At 43.8% G+C, this 15,215-nt stretch carries 18 protein-coding genes; 7 read left to right on the top strand and 11 right to left on the bottom strand.

Features of this window, described 5'->3' with window-relative positions; all coding sequences use genetic code 11:
* Positions 1-15 precede the first annotated feature (15 nt).
* From AC3RV5_RS02515 to AC3RV5_RS02490, 6 genes are read left to right on the top strand one after another with little or no spacing between them, the layout of a single operon-like run.
* Positions 16-987, top strand: a complete 972-nt coding sequence (locus tag AC3RV5_RS02515; RefSeq protein ID WP_489732076.1) for a Na(+)/H(+) antiporter subunit B — start codon at positions 16-18, stop codon at positions 985-987.
* Positions 984-1,364 carry a cation:proton antiporter subunit C gene (locus AC3RV5_RS02510; RefSeq protein WP_489730426.1) on the top strand — a complete coding sequence of 127 codons (381 nt, stop codon included), beginning with the start codon at positions 984-986 and terminating at the stop codon, positions 1,362-1,364. The genes AC3RV5_RS02515 and AC3RV5_RS02510 overlap by 4 nt, the downstream gene beginning before the upstream one ends.
* The gene (locus AC3RV5_RS02505; RefSeq protein ID WP_489730425.1) at positions 1,361-2,839 is read left to right on the top strand and encodes a monovalent cation/H+ antiporter subunit D family protein; all 1,479 of its coding nucleotides are present in this window, start codon (positions 1,361-1,363) and stop codon (positions 2,837-2,839) included. The genes AC3RV5_RS02510 and AC3RV5_RS02505 overlap by 4 nt, the downstream gene beginning before the upstream one ends.
* Positions 2,836-4,365: a monovalent cation/H+ antiporter subunit D family protein gene (locus AC3RV5_RS02500; RefSeq protein WP_489730424.1), complete on the top strand. Its 1,530-nt coding sequence runs from the start codon at positions 2,836-2,838 to the stop codon at positions 4,363-4,365. Before AC3RV5_RS02505 ends, AC3RV5_RS02500 begins: the two co-directional genes overlap by 4 nt.
* Positions 4,355-4,696: a hypothetical protein gene (locus AC3RV5_RS02495; protein WP_489730423.1), complete on the top strand. Its 342-nt coding sequence runs from the start codon at positions 4,355-4,357 to the stop codon at positions 4,694-4,696. Before AC3RV5_RS02500 ends, AC3RV5_RS02495 begins: the two co-directional genes overlap by 11 nt.
* Positions 4,683-6,383 (top strand): Na(+)/H(+) antiporter subunit D, encoded by a 1,701-nt coding sequence (locus AC3RV5_RS02490; protein ID WP_489730422.1) that lies wholly within the window; start codon positions 4,683-4,685, stop codon positions 6,381-6,383. The genes AC3RV5_RS02495 and AC3RV5_RS02490 overlap by 14 nt, the downstream gene beginning before the upstream one ends.
* 1,208 nt (positions 6,384-7,591) lie before the next feature.
* Here AC3RV5_RS02490 and rpsQ read toward each other — a convergent pair.
* Genes rpsQ through rpsJ form a run of 11 tightly spaced genes read right to left on the bottom strand, consistent with a single transcriptional unit; the run spans position 7,592 to position 12,522 of the window.
* A complete protein-coding gene (gene rpsQ / locus AC3RV5_RS02485; RefSeq protein WP_489730421.1) occupies positions 7,592-7,846 on the bottom strand; it encodes a 30S ribosomal protein S17 in 255 nt (84 codons plus the stop codon).
* The gene (gene rpmC / locus AC3RV5_RS02480; protein WP_489730420.1) at positions 7,846-8,037 is read right to left on the bottom strand and encodes a 50S ribosomal protein L29; all 192 of its coding nucleotides are present in this window, start codon (positions 8,035-8,037) and stop codon (positions 7,846-7,848) included. Before rpmC ends, rpsQ begins: the two co-directional genes overlap by 1 nt.
* Entirely contained in the window at positions 8,037-8,447 is a 411-nt protein-coding gene (gene rplP / locus AC3RV5_RS02475; RefSeq protein ID WP_489730419.1) for a 50S ribosomal protein L16, read from the bottom strand. Before rplP ends, rpmC begins: the two co-directional genes overlap by 1 nt.
* A 2-nt stretch (positions 8,448-8,449) precedes the next feature.
* Positions 8,450-9,148: a 30S ribosomal protein S3 gene (rpsC, locus tag AC3RV5_RS02470; RefSeq protein WP_489730418.1), complete on the bottom strand. Its 699-nt coding sequence runs from the start codon at positions 9,146-9,148 to the stop codon at positions 8,450-8,452.
* 9 nt (positions 9,149-9,157) lie between these two features.
* Positions 9,158-9,490: a 50S ribosomal protein L22 gene (gene rplV, locus AC3RV5_RS02465; RefSeq protein WP_489730417.1), complete on the bottom strand. Its 333-nt coding sequence runs from the start codon at positions 9,488-9,490 to the stop codon at positions 9,158-9,160.
* Positions 9,491-9,500: 10 nt separating this feature from the next.
* Positions 9,501-9,776, bottom strand: a complete 276-nt coding sequence (rpsS, locus tag AC3RV5_RS02460) for a 30S ribosomal protein S19 (RefSeq protein ID WP_010179506.1) — start codon at positions 9,774-9,776, stop codon at positions 9,501-9,503.
* A 15-nt stretch (positions 9,777-9,791) separates the two neighbouring features.
* Positions 9,792-10,616 carry a 50S ribosomal protein L2 gene (rplB, locus tag AC3RV5_RS02455; protein ID WP_489730416.1) on the bottom strand — a complete coding sequence of 275 codons (825 nt, stop codon included), beginning with the start codon at positions 10,614-10,616 and terminating at the stop codon, positions 9,792-9,794.
* Positions 10,617-10,630: 14 nt separating this feature from the next.
* Positions 10,631-10,933 (bottom strand): 50S ribosomal protein L23, encoded by a 303-nt coding sequence (gene rplW / locus AC3RV5_RS02450; RefSeq protein WP_489730415.1) that lies wholly within the window; start codon positions 10,931-10,933, stop codon positions 10,631-10,633.
* A complete protein-coding gene (gene rplD / locus AC3RV5_RS02445) occupies positions 10,930-11,535 on the bottom strand; it encodes a 50S ribosomal protein L4 (RefSeq protein ID WP_489730414.1) in 606 nt (201 codons plus the stop codon). The genes rplW and rplD overlap by 4 nt, the downstream gene beginning before the upstream one ends.
* 18 nt (positions 11,536-11,553) lie before the next feature.
* A complete protein-coding gene (gene rplC, locus AC3RV5_RS02440; protein WP_489730413.1) occupies positions 11,554-12,192 on the bottom strand; it encodes a 50S ribosomal protein L3 in 639 nt (212 codons plus the stop codon).
* 18 nt (positions 12,193-12,210) lie between these two features.
* Complete coding sequence (gene rpsJ, locus AC3RV5_RS02435; protein ID WP_006992667.1) at positions 12,211-12,522, bottom strand: 30S ribosomal protein S10; 312 nt, start codon at positions 12,520-12,522, stop codon at positions 12,211-12,213.
* Positions 12,523-12,852: 330 nt separating this feature from the next.
* On the opposite strand from rpsJ, the gene AC3RV5_RS02430 reads away from it, so the two are divergent.
* Positions 12,853-15,075 (top strand): GspE/PulE family protein, encoded by a 2,223-nt coding sequence (locus tag AC3RV5_RS02430; RefSeq protein ID WP_489730412.1) that lies wholly within the window; start codon positions 12,853-12,855, stop codon positions 15,073-15,075.
* Positions 15,076-15,215: the final 140 nt, after the last annotated feature.

Raw genomic sequence — 15,215 nt, 5'->3', positions numbered from 1 at the left:
GTTGCTTTTGCCATTATTAGGATGAAAGATCTGTTTGCGGTAGTAATGCTATTGGGTATTTACAGTCTACTATCTGCTAGTTTTTTTGTAGCTATGGATGCAGTCGATGTGGCGTTTACCGAAGCTGCGGTAGGCGCTGGCATATCCACCTTACTGTTGTTAGTGGTCATTTCTATGACCGGACGCCGTGAAAACACGACGCGACATAAACCAATGCTAGCACTGCTAGTGATTGTTTTTACTGGTAGTTTGCTAATCTATGGGTCCTTAGACATGCCATATTTTGGTTCCGCAGATGCCCCTATTCATAACCATGTTGCCCCCCGTTACATTAACGATTCAATGCAAGAAATTGGCATTCCGAATATTGTCACTTCTGTACTTGCAAGTTATCGAGCGTTCGATACTTTTGGCGAAGTCATAGTTATTTTTACTGCTGGTATAGGCGTTCTAGCGCTGTTATCCATTGTTCGTCGGGCCGAAGATAAACACAAAATCAGCTCTTATAATGACTCGATGCATGAACAGTATCTTGTTATCCGCATCGTTACTAAAATTTTGCTCCCTTTTATTTTGTTGTTTGCACTTTATGTTCAATTTCATGGCGATTTTGGTCCAGGGGGTGGTTTTCAGGCCGGGGTGATCTTTGCGGCGGCAATTATTTTATATGTCATGCTGTTTGGTTTAAACACCGCACGAAACGTCATTAATCAATCTTTTATCCAGTTAATTGCTGCTATAGGTGTGTTGCTGTATGGCAGCGTAGGTCTGGTTTCTTTACTCAATGGCGGAAACTTTTTTGATTACAACGTCTTATTAAATGATCCCATTGCCGGCCAACATTTGGGAATTTTAATAATCGAATGGGGGGTTGGTTGTACAGTTGCGTCAGTCGTGCTCATTATCTTTTTCAATTTTGCCGAGCGTAGAGAGATGCAACAGCATAATGAAAACATCAATAAAAAAGAGCAGAAGTCATCACAATGATCATGGGACTTTTTAATAACTGGGTTGTTGTTGTACTCATGATGAGCGGGCTATACATCGTAATTGCTCACGGTAATTTAATCAAAAAAATAGTTGGACTTGTGATTTTTCAAACGTCGGTATTTATTTTCTATATTAGTATGGCGAAGGTTGAGGGAGGTACAGCGCCAATATTGGCGGATGGAATAACACAATTCTCCAACCCCTTACCTCATGTCTTAATTCTCACGGCGATTGTCGTTGGTATTGCGACCACCGCTTTAGGCCTCGCACTAGTGGTTCGCATTAAAGAAGCTTATGGCAGCATAGAGGAAGAAGATGTCCAAGATTTGGATAATCAACCGCATGTAGAAATAACAGAAAGTGAGCAAGCGTGATAGCACATTTGCCAATTTTACAGGTAATAGTACCGTTATTGGCAGCACCTTTATGCTTGCTATTAAGACGTTCACATTTAGTCTGGTTATTCACACTTTTCACTAGCGGCTTAGCCTTTATTATCAGTGTCTTACTGTTACAGCAAGTCATGACCTCAGGCGTCATTAGTTATGAATTGGGGGGATGGGAAGCACCTTGGGGTATTGAGTATCGTATTGATAAGCTAAATGCATTTTTGTTATTGATTATTTCAGCAATCAGTACTGTGGTTTTAATTGCAGCCCAGACCAGTATAGAAAAAGAAATTCCCAAAGAAAAACATACACTTTTTTATATATTATACTTATTATCCCTAACAGGTATGCTTGGTATTGTAGCTACCGGAGATGCATTTAACGTTTTTGTCTTTCTTGAGATATCGTCCCTTTCAGCATACGCGCTAATTGCCCTGGGTAAAGACAGGCGAGCGCTTTGGGCCTCATATCAATACTTAATTATGGGCACTATTGGCGCCACCTTTATATTGATTGGCATCGGCCTGATGTATCAAATGACCGGTACGCTGAATATGGAGGATCTCTCTCAACGCTTACCTCAGGTCGCACAAACTCGCACTGTATTTACAGCCTTCGCGTTTGTCATTGTTGGTGTTTGTTTAAAGTTAGCTTTATTCCCCCTTCATTTATGGCTACCTAATGCGTACGCCTATGCGCCATCAATTGTGACCGCGTTCTTTGCTGCAACGGCTACTAAAGTAGCGATTTATTTACTCATTCGCTTCACTTTTTCAGTATTTGGATTTTCTTTTTCTTTTACGACATTACCATTGCAGGGCTTGTTCCTGGTGCTTGGTTTGACGGGGATCTTTGTTGCTTCGAGCGCAGCTATCTATCAAAAAAATGTCAAGCATGTATTTGCTTATTCAAGCATAGCCCAAGTTGGCTACATCATTGTTGGACTCAGTATCAATACTATTACGGGATTAACGGCAACCTTGCTGCACTTGTTCAATCACGCATTAATGAAAAGTGCCATTTTTTTAGCCTTAGGTGCTGTGATGTATCAACTAGGTAATATTCAACTTAGTAGTTTCCATGGTTTAGGTCGTCAGATGCCACTGACTATGGCCGCCATTGTAGTCGGTGGACTTAGCTTAATTGGCGTACCATTAACCGTTGGTTTTGTAAGTAAATGGTATTTATTAACTGCTTTGATTGAAAAAGGTTGGTGGTCTGTCGCGGTTCTCATCCTGTTGGGGTCAGTACTAGCTGTAATTTATGTTTGGCGTATTGTAGAAGTCGCATATTTTAAAGAACCATTAGCCGAAAGCGGGACAGTAAAAGAAGCGCCACTGTTATTTCTTATCCCCATATGGACACTAATCATAGCCAATATCTATTTTGGCATAGATACCCGTCTTAGCGTACAGGTTACACAATCTGCGGCTCAGAGTCTTTTTGGCGTATCACCATGAATTTTTCTTTGGAAGTGATGCTACAACTGTCCATTATGATACCTTTACTGACGGCCTTAGGTATTATTGTTGCGGGTAAACATCCAAACATTCGAGAAACCGTAACAATTACAGCAAGTATAATACTGCTGTATATCGTAATAAATTTATATCAGAGCCTTATCTCTGGAGAAACGGTCAGTGTCTTTTGGTGGGAAATCATCCCCAATTTAAGCATCAGGTTTTCCATTGAACCGCTAGGCATGTTGTTCGCTTTAATCGCCAGTTTCTTATGGCTGATCACCACATTTTACTCTATTGGTTACATGCGCAGTCATCAGGAAGAGAACCAAACCCGATTCTATACCTGTTTCGCTATAGCTATTGCCGCGGTGATGGGGATAGCATTTTCTGACAACCTGTTCACATTATTTATTTTTTATGAAGTGCTAACTCTATCTACCTATCCCCTGGTTACCCATTCAGGTACGGAAAAAGCTAAACATGGCGGAAGGGTGTATCTAGGTATTTTATTAAGCACTTCAATCGTATTTTTCCTATTCGCAATAGCCAGTACCTGGTTTGTCGCGGGCACTTTAGATTTCAAACATGGTGGCATCTTTAATCCTAATATTGATAAAACCATTGCCGGAGCGCTGCTTGTTCTATTTATTTTTGGTATTGGTAAAGCCGCGATTATGCCTTTTCATCGCTGGCTACCCTCGGCTATGGTCGCACCTACACCTGTTAGTGCATTGTTACATGCCGTTGCCGTGGTGAAGGCGGGGGTTTTCACCATTTTAAAAGTGTGTGTTTTTATTTTTGGCCTAGATCTATTATCTGTATTGCCAACGGCTCAATTCTTGCTCTATTTAGCCGGCGCATCTGTATTACTCGCCTCTATCATTGCCATGCGACAAGATAATTTAAAAGCAAGATTGGCCTATTCAACTATCAGCCAATTGGGCTATATCACTATAGGGGCGCTATTGGCAAATGCCTCAGGGATTATTGGTAGTTCTATGCATATTGCAACACATGCTTTTGGTAAAATTACGCTCTTTTTCTGTGCGGGAGCAATTTTAGTTGCGGCACAGAAATCAAAAATTAGTGAAATGCGTGGGCTTGGTCGACAGATGCCACTTACGATGATCGCATTTTTTATTGCTAGCCTTAGCATTATCGGTGTTCCACCAACGGGAGGAACTTGGAGTAAGTGGTTTTTGTTAATGGGTACAATGGAAGCTGGACAGTGGACATTAATGATGGTGTTAATGATCAGTTCTTTGCTTAATATCGCGTATTTATTACCGATCCCTTTGCATGCTTTTTTCCCCAACATTTCACCTAAAAAAGAACGAAGTAAAACGATCTATGTGGAGAGGGGATTAGCACAAACACAGATAAAAGAAGCACCATGGCCTTCTTTAATTGCTATCGGCATTACCACGCTGGGTTGCTTAATTCTGTTTGTTTATCCGCACCCCTTATTTGAGCTGGCGTCGGCCATCCTGGATACGGCAGGAGGAGTTGCGAATGGAAAATGATAAAAAGCATCTTTTCGATGACCCAAAAAACGTCAAACGACTGTTACATGTGCTTTATGGATGTTGCGCACTACTGGTTATTTTAGACTTCGTCATCCCTCGTCATGTTTATCATAGTTGGGAAAATCTATGGGCCTTCTATCCCATTTATGGGTTTATTGGTTGCGTAGTTTTGGTCCTAATTGCCACCTGGATGCGCACTTTTCTGATGCGTGACGCAGATTACTACCAAAAACTAGAGGTGAATAATCTAGATGAGACAAACAATAAAAAAGACAAAGTAGAGCACAAACTTACTTCAGAAACAGGAGGTCATAATGTGGATGATTGAGCTTCCTGTTTTTATACCTTTCTTTATCGGAGCCCTAATTGCCGCGTTTACCCGTGGGGCTATACGCAATGCTTTTATGATAGCCGTTCCCATAATAAGCGCTATCCACCTATGGATGGTACCTGAAGGTATTCATTTACAATTTGCTTTTCTTGATTATCAACTTACCCCTTATCGTGTCGATAAGTTAAGCCTGATGTTTGGTTATGTCTTTCACATTGCGGCATTGATTGCCATTATTTACTCGTTACATGTTAAAGACACTATACAACAAGTGTCGGCAATGCTGTATGCAGGTAGCGGCTTGGGTGCTGTATTTGCAGGTGATTTACTGACCTTATTTGTTTTCTGGGAACTGTTAGCCTTTACCTCAGTATTTCTCATTTGGGCACGTCGAACCCAACGCTCATATTTAGCCGGAATGCGTTATCTCATCATCCAAGTTCTTTCCGGGGTCATTCTTTTAGCAGGAGCACTTTTTTACGCGGCCGATAAGGACACATTAGAATTTGGCTATATTGGTCTCGATGGCATTGCCGGTTGGCTCGTTTTTATTGCTTTTGGCATTAAGTGTGCATTTCCTATCGCACATAATTGGCTCACCGATGCATACCCTGAAGCGACGGTTACTGGCACGGTTTTTCTTAGCGCTTTTACCACTAAAGTTGCCGTATATGCGTTAGCTAGAGCATACCCAGGTACTGAACTGCTAGTTTATATTGGCGCTGCAATGACTTGCTTCCCTATATTTTTTGCTGTCATCGAAAATGATTTACGGCGAGTATTAGCCTACAGCCTGATCAACCAAGTAGGGTTCATGGTGGCCGGCATAGGTATAGGCACGGCACTGGCTATCAATGGAGCGGTATCCCACGCCTTTAATGACGTGATTTTTAAGGGTTTATTGTTTATGTCGATGGGTGCGGTATTGCACATGACGGGCAAAATCAATGGCTCTGATCTGGGCGGGCTTTACAAAACGATGCCCAAGACGACAATATTATGCATTGTTGGAGCGGCCTCTATTTCTGCGTTCCCTCTTTTTAGCGGTTTTGTTAGTAAGTCAATGGTGATGTCTGCTGCGCTTGAAGAAGGTTATGACTGGATTTGGCTGATGTTATTGTTCGCCTCTGCAGGTGTATTTCATCATGCTGGTATAAAAATCCCTTATTTTGCTTTCTTCGCCCATGATTCAGGTATTCGCACAAGCGATCCACCAAAAAACATGTTGTTAGCCATGTCCATCGCAGCTGGCCTATGTATAGCAATTGGTATATATCCAGCAGCACTGTATGCTTTATTGCCTTATGACACTGGCTACAATCCGTATGATGCTACCCACGTTTTAGCACAGACTCAGTTGTTATTCTTCTCGGCATTGGCCTTTGTCTGGCTGAATCTAAAGGGAATGTATCCACCCGAGCTTCGCTCAACAAATTTAGATTTTGACTGGATATATCGCCGAGCTTTGCCAGCAGTATTTCAAAACATGTTCAATGTTATCTGGAAAATAGACCGGATAGTACGAGATGAGTTAAAGGCAAAACTAAACCTTTCTTCAACTTATCTCGCTGGAAAAAATAATCGACTCAGTGGATTACTTTCACGAAACCACCCCTCAGGCAGCATGGCAATGTGGGTCGCAGTGGTTCTCGCTATCTATTTATTCCTTAGCTTTGTTAAATAATGTTTGGTTTACTTTTTATATGAACTAAGTATATAAAAAGTTATGGGAGTGAAAAATTTAGCAAAGCATTTAATGCTATGACTTCTCTTTCTTAAATTATTTATCTTAGGGAATACATGAGAAATTATGGACTACCTCTGGATCTGGGTTTTCGTAGCTTTTTCTTGCGGATTTTTAGTTAAACAATCAAAATGCCTCCCCTTGTCGGATATCTTACTGCGGGGTTTGTTTTACATACTATGGGGTTTGGATTTGTGGACTATACCGCTCTCGCGGTAGGGTTGCCGCCTTTGACCTCGCAAAACACCCCACTTTGACTGATCCCCTTCTAAGGTGAGTAGAGGGCATTTCGCCCTGAACTTACTAGGGGTATTATTATGACTCAGCCTATTCAAACCGTCAGTCCCCTTCGTCAGCGCATGATAGCGGTAGTCGCTTGTCTTGTTCTGCCATAGTGAGTTGAAAGTCGGGATAATACTTATCAACAATTTGGTAAAGTCGTGTGTTCTCGGGTCGATGACGGAGATATCCCTGCGTAATACCCTGTCCGGCATTCCTTGCCGCTTGCATAACCTGCCCCAAAATACTGTAATAATATACAGTATTAGTCAGGAAAACTTCAGTATGCAAAAAATCCTAAATGATTCAAATACAGATAGAGGAGGCCCACCACTTTTTTCGAACGCCTGAGACCTAAGAGAGTGGGAGTTGAAGACACATGACCTGAACCATCTAAGTATAGATATTCAGGACTGAAAGACTATATTGTTCAATCTGCCGTCAGTCGTGTTTGATTAATCGTGTGGCGGTTTAGCTCATAACGGCCGGTCTGCTTGAGTGAGAGCTAATTCGCTGAAATAAACTTTATAAGTCGATTTCTGGCTATTAACAGGCTTAATGGGCAACTCAATAGTAAATGAAACATGAGTTTCTAACTTTGGGAGTTTCATACTTTTTATGAGTAATCCGAGTGTCATACTTTTAAAGAATCTAAAATCTGTAATTTTCAACAAGATCAATAATTTAGGCTAAACCGGAGTTTCGTACTCTATTTAACTGATACAGCTTTGTACCGCAAGCGTCACAAGTGAAGTAGCGTGTTGCCAAGCCAAACTTATTCGATAAAAAGGTATGTAGCGTATTAGGGCAACACAAACAAAAAAGGCGCTGTTCTTGCGAACAGCGCCTTTTCAATTTTGCACTAAAACTTATTGAGCTTTAGTAACGATTTCTACCAACATCCAATTTTTGGATTTAGACAAAGGACGACATTCACGTATTGTTACTACGTCACCTTCGTTACATTGGTTAGTCTCGTCATGAGCGTGTAGCTTAGTAGTGCGCTTAATGAACTTACCGTATATAGGGTGTTTCACTTTACGTTCTACCGCAATAGTAATGGTTTTATCCATTTTATTGCTGACCACACGACCTTGTACTGTACGACTAGATTGTTCAGTCATTATGCAGCAGCCTTCTGAGTCAGAATGGTTTTAACACGCGCAATGTCGCGACGCACTTTGCGAATTTGATCAGTTTTTTCAAGCTGACCTGTACTCGCCTGCATCCGCAAGTTGAACTGTTCGCGAAGCAGATTAAGTAGCTCCGTGTTCAGTTCTTCTACGCTTTTTTCTTTCAGTTCTGTGGCTTTCATTACATCACCGTCCGAGTTACAAAGGTGGTTTTAAACGGCAGTTTTGACGCTGCCAATTCAAACGCTTCACGAGCTACTGATTCTGGAACACCGTCCATCTCATATAACACGCGACCTGGTTGAATTTGGCAAACCCAGTACTCAACATTACCTTTACCTTTACCTTGACGCACTTCTAGAGGCTTCTCAGTAATTGGTTTGTCAGGGAAAACTCGTATCCAAATTTTACCTTGACGCTTAACGGCACGTGTCATCGCACGACGGGCAGCTTCGATTTGGCGAGCAGTCATACGACCACGGCCAACAGATTTAAGTCCGAAAGTTCCAAAACTTACACTGTCACCGGTAGCATAGCCACGGTTACGTCCTTTGTGCATTTTGCGGAACTTCATACGTTTAGGTTGTAACATAATTAGCCCTCACGCTTAGCTGAACGGCCTTTCTTCTTAGGTGGAGCTGGTTGCTCTTGTGTCAGCGGCAAACCGCCTAATACTTCACCTTTAAAGATCCAAACCTTAACACCAATGATACCGTAGGTAGTCATAGCTTCAGACGTTGCGTAGTCGATATCGGCACGGAAAGTGTGTAGTGGTACACGACCTTCACGATACCACTCGGCACGCGCAATCTCAGCACCGCCTAAACGGCCACTTACTTGAACTTTGATACCTTTAGCACCGATTCGCATAGCATTTTGTACCGCGCGCTTCATAGCACGACGGAACATAACGCGACGCTCTAACTGACTAGCAATGCTGTCAGCAACCAGTTGACCATCGAGTTCAGGCTTACGTACTTCAGCGATGTTGATCTGAGCAGGCACGCCGGCCAACTTAGATACATGCTTACGTAGTTTCTCGACGTCTTCGCCTTTCTTACCGATAACCACGCCAGGACGAGCAGTATGAATAGTCACACGTATGCTCTTCGCTGGACGTTCAATAACGATTTTTGAAAGAGAAGCAGTCTTGAGCGCCTTGGTCAGATACTGACGTACCTGATGGTCGTTGAACAAGTTATCTGCATAATCTGCAGTATTAGCGTACCAGGTAGATGTCCATGGTTTGCTGATACCCAGGCGTATGCCTGTAGGGTGTACCTTCTGTCCCATTATCTTCTCCTAGTTATCAGCCACAACAACAGTGATGTGACTGCTACGCTTAAATATACGATCAGCACGGCCTTTGGCTCTTGGCTTGATACGCTTCATAGTTGGACCTTCATCAACGAAGATTTTAGCGACAGTCAACTCATCGATGTCTGCGCCTTCGTTATGTTCGGCGTTTGCAATTGCTGATTCTAATACTTTTTTGATTAGACCGGCGCTTTTCTTAGGGCTATAAGCCAAAAGTTCAAGTGCCTTTTCAACATGTAAACCGCGAATTTGATCTGCTACCAAGCGTGCCTTTTGAGCAGAGGTACGGGCATGGCGATGTGTAGCTAATGCTTCCATATTTTATCCCCTATCTCTTAGCTTTCTTATCCGCGACGTGGCCGCGGTAAGTACGCGTTGGCGCAAATTCGCCCAACTTATGGCCGACCATTTCGTCACTGACGAATACTGGAACGTGCTGGCGACCGTTATGGACTGCAATGGTCAACCCAATCATATCTGGGATGATCATAGAGCGACGAGACCAAGTCTTAATTGGTTTTTTGTCGCTCTTTTCCACTGCAGCCTCAACCTTCTTCAGCAAGTGGAGGTCAATAAAAGGACCTTTCTTGAGAGAACGTGGCATGGTGAATCCTCGCTGTTACTTATTACGACGACGTACGATAAGTTTATCGGTACGCTTGTTACTACGTGTTTTCTTACCCTTAGTAGGTACGCCCCAAGGTGATACTGGATGACGGCCGCCTGATGTGCGTCCTTCACCACCACCATGTGGGTGATCTACCGGGTTCATGGCAACACCACGAACTGTTGGGCGGATCCCGCGCCAACGGTTTGCACCGGCTTTACCAAGTGAACGTAGCATGTGTTCTGCATTGCCGATTTCGCCAATCGTGGCGCGGCAGTCTGCTAATACTCTGCGCACTTCTCCAGAACGTAGACGAAGGGTTACATAACCTTCGGCACGGGCCAGGATCTGTGCATAGGTACCGGCAGAACGAGCAATTTGTGCACCTTTACCAGGTTTCATCTCAATGGCATGTACCGTAGTACCCACTGGGATGTTACGCATAGGTAAAGTATTACCAGCTTTGATTGGTGCGTCCGAACCAGACTGAATCTGATCACCGGCTTTAGCACCTTTAGGGGCTAAAATATAACGACGCTCACCATCTGCATAAAGCACAAGGGCGATATTGGCAGAACGGTTAGGATCATATTCTAAACGTTCAAGCTTGGCTGGAATGCCATCCTTGTTACGTTTAAAATCTATTATCCGGTAATGTTGCTTGTGACCGCCACCAATATGACGCACGGTAATGCGCCCATTGTTATTACGACCACCAGATTTGCTGTTCTTTTCAAGCAAAGGAGCATAAGGAGCGCCCTTGTGTAAGTCCGGGTTAACTACCTGAACTACGTGACGACGACCAGCAGAAGTCGGCTTAGCTTTCAATAATGGCATGTCTAATCCCCTTCTTACTCTGCGCCGCCAACGAAGTCGATGTCTTGACCTTCTTTGAGTACGACGTAAGCCTTTTTCCAGTCTTTACGCTTACCAAAAGATGCACCGTGACGCTTGGTTTTACCCTTGACATTCACAGTACGAACAGAGTTGACTTCAACTTCAAACAGTTTTTCAACTGCTGCTTTGATTTCTTCTTTGTTCGCATCTTTCAAAACCTTGAATACAACAGTGTTGTTGCTTTCAGCGGCCAGCGTTGCTTTTTCAGAAACGTGTGGTGCTAACACCACTTTTAAAAGACGTTCTTCGTTAATCATGCTAACGCCTCCTCTAATGCTTTGATTGCATCAACAGTGATCAACACTTTTTCGAAAGCGATTAGGCTGACCGGGTCGATGCCTTGTACGTCACGAACGTCAACTTTATATAAGTTACGCGCAGACAAGAACAGGTTCTCATCAACTTCAGACGTTACAATCAGCACATCACTAAGTTCAAGTTCGTTTAACTTAGAAATTAATTCTTTCGTTTTCGGACCTTCAACTGAAAATTTCTCAACCACGATTAACCGTTCTTGACGTACCAATTCTGACAAGATGCTTTGAATCGCACCACGGTACATCTTCTTGTTAACTTTTTGGCTGTGATCCTGTGGCTTAGCAGCAAATGTTACACCACCAGAACGCCAGATAGGACTACGGATAGTACCAGCACGGGCACGACCAGTTCCTTTTTGACGCCAAGGTTTGGCTCCACCACCGCGTACTTCAGAGCGTGTTTTTTGTGCTTTAGAACCCTGACGGGCACCTGCACCGAAGGCAACTACTACTTGATGTACTAGTGCTTCGTTAAACTCACGTCCAAAGGTTGCTTCGGATACTTCAAGAGCGCTTTGCGCATCTTTCAATACTAATTCCATCACTTAACTCCCCAGACGTTACGCTTTAATTGCAGCTTTGATGATGACATCGCCACCTGGCGCTCCAGGAACATTGCCTCTTACTAGAAGAAGGTTGTTCTCGGCGTCAACACGCACTACATCCAAAGACTGAACCGTCACACGTTTATTACCCATCTGACCGGCCATTTTTTTGCCTTTGAAGACTTTACCTGGTGATTGGTTTTGGCCAATTGAACCAGGAGCACGGTGAGACAATGAGTTACCATGTGAATTACGTTGATGGCTAAAGTTCCAGCGTTTAATTACGCCCTGAAAACCTTTACCTTTAGAAGTTCCTGCAACGTCAACCATTTTGGTGTCAGCAAAAATCTCAACAGTGATTTCACTGCCAACTTCAATGCCTTCGCCTTCGTTGCCGTCTAAACGGAATTCCCATAAACCGCGGCCTGCTTCCACGCCAGCTTTAGCAAAATGACCTGCTGCAGCTTTATTGACGCGACTTGCTTTTTTATCGCCAGCGGTAACTTGAAGCGCTGTATACCCGTCGGTTTCATCAGTACGTAACTGAGTAACACGATTAGGGGTGGCTTCTATAACAGTCACTGGTATTGAAACGCCATCTTCAGTGAAGATACGTGTCATGCCAACTTTACGACCGATAAGACCAATAGCCATTGTTAAAACCCTCTCTTGTTAGCCTAGGCTGATTTGAACATCAACACCGGCAGCCAAGTCCAATCTCATCAAGGCGTCTACTGTTTTATCAGTAGGCTCGATGATATCCACCAAACGCTTATGTGTACGAATTTCATACTGATCACGCGCATCTTTATTTACGTGAGGTGAAGTAAGTATTGTATAACGCTCTTTACGGGTAGGTAGAGGAATAGGTCCACTAACCTGAGCACCGGTACGCTTCGCTGTCTCAACGATTTCAGCCGTAGACTGATCGATCAACTTGTGATCAAACGCTTTCAAGCGAATACGAATTCTTTGATTTGGCATCGATTAAGCTCCAATCGAAAGAACAAAAAAAACCATCCTCGACTACCTCATTAAGTAAAGTAGGGGGATGAATGAAAACTGCTAACCCAAAATTAGGGTCCTGTATAGTGACTATTTGGCCTAAACCTTAGTCAAAACCATTGCCCTTCTGGGCAAGTGGGCGCGAATTATACCTGCGTAGACTATTTTTGCAACAGCTTATTATAAATAAGGTTGGATTGATGGGGTAAAGACACGTCAGTTGTGCTGCCCGGTTAATGAAAGCAGTTTTATCCCTAATTCGCCTCGGCTATAGTGTGGGTCTAACAAAACTAATATATGTAAATAACAATGACTGAATCAAGTATCACTAATGACACTATCAAACAACTTAATCAGGTACTTGCCGCCCATCCGTCATTGCTAGATGCCTACCATAAACTTGAGCCACTGTTGCTGTCATTGTTTAACGCCCAACGCATGAGCATTTTTGCCCGGCGCATGCAGCATCAGGATCTCGTGGCGAGGTTTAAAACCGGCAACGAAACCCGGGAAATTAAGGTACCCATCAGCCCACAGTCTATAGCGGGTTATGTTGCGCTCAGTCAAACTCCCCTTATTATTAACGATCCTTATAATAAGGAAGAGCTATGTGCCATACACCCACGCTTAAAGTTTGCCGACAAGTTCGATAAAACCTCTACCTTTAAAACCAGCAATATACTTTGCATACCTATATTAAATGCCGGGGTATTGATGGGGGTAATGCAGATCATCAATAAACAACAAGGGGCATTCCAATCCGGGGATCTGAAGCTGGCCAATAAAGTCGCCGAAATTTTAGGTAATAAATTTCGTTACGAACTCGGTGGCACCAGCCAACCTTTTGATTATCTGGTCCATCGCAACGTTATCAGCCAAGCTAACCTGAGCAAACTTACCGAAAGCAGCCAAGGATTGGCACAATTGATCCAGCGCTTCACCTCGGAGTTGCGTATTCCTGAAGACGAACTGGGTATCGCATTGTCCGTGCATTATCAGGTACCTTTTTTAACGTACCTACCTGACCGCTTCCATTTATTTCAAAGCGAAAGCAGATTAAATTTGTCTTACTTAAAACGAAATTTTGTCGCCGTGATTGCCGATGCGGCAGAAAATCCCATAGTACTTATGGCCGATCCCAGTAACGCTTCTTTGTTAATGGAGATTGAGAGTGCGCTGGGTATCGACAGCTATGACATCTCCGTTGCCCTGCCCAATACTGTTTTGCAGTATCTGGGGGAAGCCGCTGGCGGGGGGGCGGGACCGGGAGCCATGGACGAGATACTGGATGAAATAGGTACCAGTGTTGACGAGCTGGACGATCAAGCGGAAGACATGTCTGACGATGCCCCTGCGGTAGTGCGACTGGTGAGTCGCATCTTGCATGATGCCAAACGCCTGGATGCCTCAGATATTCATGTAGACGCAGAAAAAAATGCGCCCACACGGGTACGTATGCGTATAGATGGTGTCTGCCGGGATATCACCCAGGTGCCGGCGTCACACCACAATGCAGTCATAGCGCGTATTAAAATCATGTCAAATTTAAACATTGCGGAGAAGCGTTTACCTCAGGATGGCAAACTGGCCTTTAAGCTCTCTGGACAAATCATAGAAGTACGGGTAGCCACTATACCCACGGTAGCGGGCGAAGGGGTCGTCATGCGAATTTTGGCCTCGGGCGGGGCGTTACCTATGAACAAGCTTAACTTGTCTCCCCGCAACGATAAGATGATTGTGCAGATGATCCAAAAACCCCATGGCATATTACTGGTTGTAGGGCCGACCGGCTCAGGTAAAACCACTACCTTGCATGCCATTTTGGGCCATATCAATACCCCAGAAAAGAAAATTTGGACGGCGGAAGATCCTGTAGAAATCACCCAACCCGGTTTACAGCAGGTGCAAGTTAGTCCAAAAATTGGCTTTACCTTTGCCCATGCCTTACGGGCATTTTTACGTGCCGATCCTGATATTATCCTCATCGGTGAAATGCGCGACAAAGAAACTGCCCACGCCGGAGTTGAAGCCTCACTGACCGGGCATCTGGTGTTTTCCACTTTACATACCAACTCGGCTCCAGAAACCATTACCCGTCTGCTTGATTTAGGTATCGATCCGGTTAACTTCTCTGATGCCTGTGTGGGTATTTTGGCCCAACGCTTGGTGCGCACCCTGTGCGGCAACTGTAAAGAACCCTACCCCGCTAGTGACGTAGATATGGCCTTTATTAGTCGCCAATATGGTGCCGATTACCTGGGGGAGCTGAACCTGCCCACCCCGGTGATTTTACATCGCCCCAAAGGCTGTGAAACCTGTGGTAACACCGGTTATAAAGGAAGAACCGGTGTACATGAATTACTTAATATGACACCTACTTTGCGCTCTATGATATATAAAGAAGCGCCAATCAGCCAAATGAAAGCCCAAGCCATGTTAGACGGCATGCGCACCTTGACTCAGGATGGCATTTTAAAGGTTATCAAGGGCGACACAGATATCTTCCAGGTACAAATCATCAGCGGCGCTTAAGCAGTAAAGCTTTGATAAACCAATTTGCAGAAGAGAAACTACATTCAACGGATTTTTTATAGGGTTAATCCCATTCGGTATAGCCAGTTGTGAGAGTTACCCGTATGTTATCCGAATCGACGGTTGGCAAAGCTAATGCG

This window comes from Paraglaciecola sp. IT1134 (assembly GCF_058068185.1).
This window is presented reverse-complemented; position numbering and strand designations above follow the sequence as displayed.